Here is a 2,773-nt window from a genome sequence, read left to right on the forward strand (position 1 = left end):
GATCTCGATGGAGTATCCGGAGTTTTTGTGGGGATGGAATATTCCTTCGTTGACTTCCCTGGTGGTGGCGTTCGGGGTGTATGTCCTGGCGGGACGGTGTGGCCTGGCCCGCGGCGCCAACATCCGTGAGTTGTGAGTATCACGGAGAAATAACCCCAGGTGATGTGCCATGACTGGATCGGGAACCACAGGTTCTGACGATGACGATCTGCTCATGGACAGGGTGTCCAGACATGGACGCCACGGTGACGGTGTCCGGGATGAAAGGTTCCAGATCATGACGATCGACAGCCTTGGCAATCCGAACGCCACGATGTCTGCTCTGAAATCGGGGCATGGCAGTTCTGAGGTCGATGCAGGACCGCGAAGCCGGCAGGAAGAAAGGCTGCATCGACTCAAGGAAATCGAAGTAGGGACGTCAATAAATAAAAGGCGTCATCACGGTGATCTGCAATTTCCGATCGCTGGGGGACCACTGGGCATTCCAGACTCGGGGGTCGACCGCACATCGAAAGGAAAAGATGGCATGAGCTCGATATCACGACGATCAGTTGGCCTGGTGACCGCAGGCTTCATCATGCTCACAGGAGCTGGGGCAGGCGGGACGGCATTCGCTGCTGGCCCCCAGGCACCCACGGCCGTTCCGGCCAACGAGCCTCAGGCAGGCGGAGCCATCGTCGATGTGACGATGGCCAACCTCCAGCAGCTCAAGCAGGAGAGCACCAAGCGCCCAGTGTTCTTCCTGGTGACCGCACCAGCCTGGTGCGGTGCGTGCAAGGTCATGGACCCGGTCATCCGTCAGATGGCCCAGCAGTCCAACGGCAAGTGGGTCTTGGCCGTGATCGACGCTGACCGTTCTGACGCGAAGAACGCGTTCCGCGTCCGCGGCTACCCGACGATCGTGCCCTTCACGAAGGGCAAGGAAGACGCCGCAGGACACCAGTCCGGCTTCCCGGGCGAGGCAGGCCTGCGTTCGTACATCGACAAGGTGGTCAGCGGCTTCGGGCCGATCGACTCCGCTCCTCCCGGCCAGCCGGGGCAGCCTGGCCAGCCTGGTCGCCCGGGTCAGCCTGGTCGCCCGGGACAGCCCGGACAGCCCGGACAGCCAGGTCAGCCGGGGAACCCCGGTCAGCCTGGTCGTCCCGGTCTGCCGCTCGACCCGGCCGACCCCGGACAGCCTGGCCAGCCTGGTCGCCCCGGACAGCCTGGTCGCCCGGGACAGCCTGGCCAGCCGGGTCAGCCCGGACAGCCTGGTCGCCCGGGACAGCCCGGACAGCCGGGGAACCCCGGACAGCCCGGCAAGCCTGGCCTGCCGCTCGACCCGGCCGACCCCGGACAGCCTGGCCAGCCTGGTCGTCCCGGACAGCCTGGTGACCCTGGCCGTCCCGGACAGCCCGGTCGCCCGGGTGACCCTGGTCGTCCCGGACAGCCTGGCGACCCGGGGAACCCCGGACAGCGTCCTGGACAGCCCGGCAAGCCTGGCCTGCCGCTCGACCCGGCCGACCCCGGCAAGCCCGGTGAGCCCGGCAAGCCTGGTAACCCGGTCAAGCCTGGCGACCCCGGCCCGGGTCTGCCGACCATCCCCGACGACCCGTCGGGCAAGCCCGGTAAGCCTGGCAAGCCCGGCAAGCCCGGTGGTCCGGTCAAGCCTGGCGACACCAAGATCATCGAAGTCACGGACAAGAACTACGACGAGCTGATGGCTCGGTCCAAGCAGACCCCGGTGATCCTGGACTTCTCCAAGGACGGATGCCAGCCGTGTGAGCAGCTGCACCCCGTCCTCGAAGCCAAGGTCAAGGAAGGCAACGGCGCGTTCCTCGTGGGACGCCTCGACGGCACCAAGTACCCGAAGCTGTGGGAGAAGTACGGCAAGCCGTGGTTCCCGACCCTGATCTCCATCGTGGACGGCAAGGAAACTGCGCGCCGTACCGGTTATGACGGTGAGAAGGACGTCGTCAGCAAGTGGATCGACGAGGTCGCCAAGGGCGGCAAGCCGGCGACCGACCCGTCGATGGTCAAGGTCTCCGACGAAGCGACCTGGAAAGAGGTCGTCGCGATGTCGAAGCGTCACCCGGTGGCGCTGCGACTGCACATCGACGACTACTCCAAGGCGTCCAAGCGTCAGGGTGAAATGGCGGCTGAGCTCGCCAAGGCCAGCGGTGGCAAGTGGACCCTCGCTGACATCCGGTACGACGACTGGGCGCTGCGCTCCCGGCTGATCAAGGAAGGCGCCAAGGTCTTCGGCAACGCCCCGACCATGGTTGTCCTCTACAACGGCAAGGTCCAGCAGGAGATCCCCTCGCTGCGCGGCCAAGCCACCAAGGAAGAGATGCAGAGCTGGGTCGACAAGATGCTCAGCACCAAGTACCCCACCAACTGAGGTACGCATCCCCTGAGTGACCGAGAGGGTCGGGTGTGTGGTGTCACGGCGCCGCACACCCGACCCGCTCACCCTGACCGGGGGTAGGTGACGTCCTCGCCGTGAAGAGGCTCGTCCCTGCCCCCGGCTGGGGAAAACATGCGTGGAGAGTCGGTCCACCTGCGGTGGGCCTTCCCGTGTATTCCGTGCCGGTCCTCCGGCACCAGATTGAGTGACGCCGTCATCCTTGTGAGGAGAAAGCCATGTCTGACCGTTCCGTTGATGCCCCCGTCCTGACCCCTGCCTTGATTGCTGAGTTGGAGCGTGGGTTTGGGCGGTGGGTGGAGGATCGGTTGGTGGGGGTGTGTGGGGTGCATGGTCCGTTGGCGTTGGTGGATTTTCATGGGGTGGGGT

1 protein-coding gene is annotated in these 2,773 nt (G+C 65.3%); it reads left to right on the forward strand.

All coding sequences use genetic code 11. The features are described from left to right. Window positions 1-526 precede the first annotated feature (526 nt). On the forward strand, window positions 527-2,380 hold the full coding sequence (locus KEM60_RS15320) for a thioredoxin domain-containing protein (RefSeq protein WP_219108825.1): 1,854 nt from the start codon (window positions 527-529) through the stop codon (window positions 2,378-2,380). The last annotated feature ends 393 nt before the right edge of the window (window positions 2,381-2,773 follow it).

The sequence above is a fragment of the Austwickia sp. TVS 96-490-7B genome, assembly GCF_019331795.1.
In the GTDB taxonomy this organism is placed as follows: Bacteria; Actinomycetota; Actinomycetes; order Actinomycetales; family Dermatophilaceae; genus Austwickia.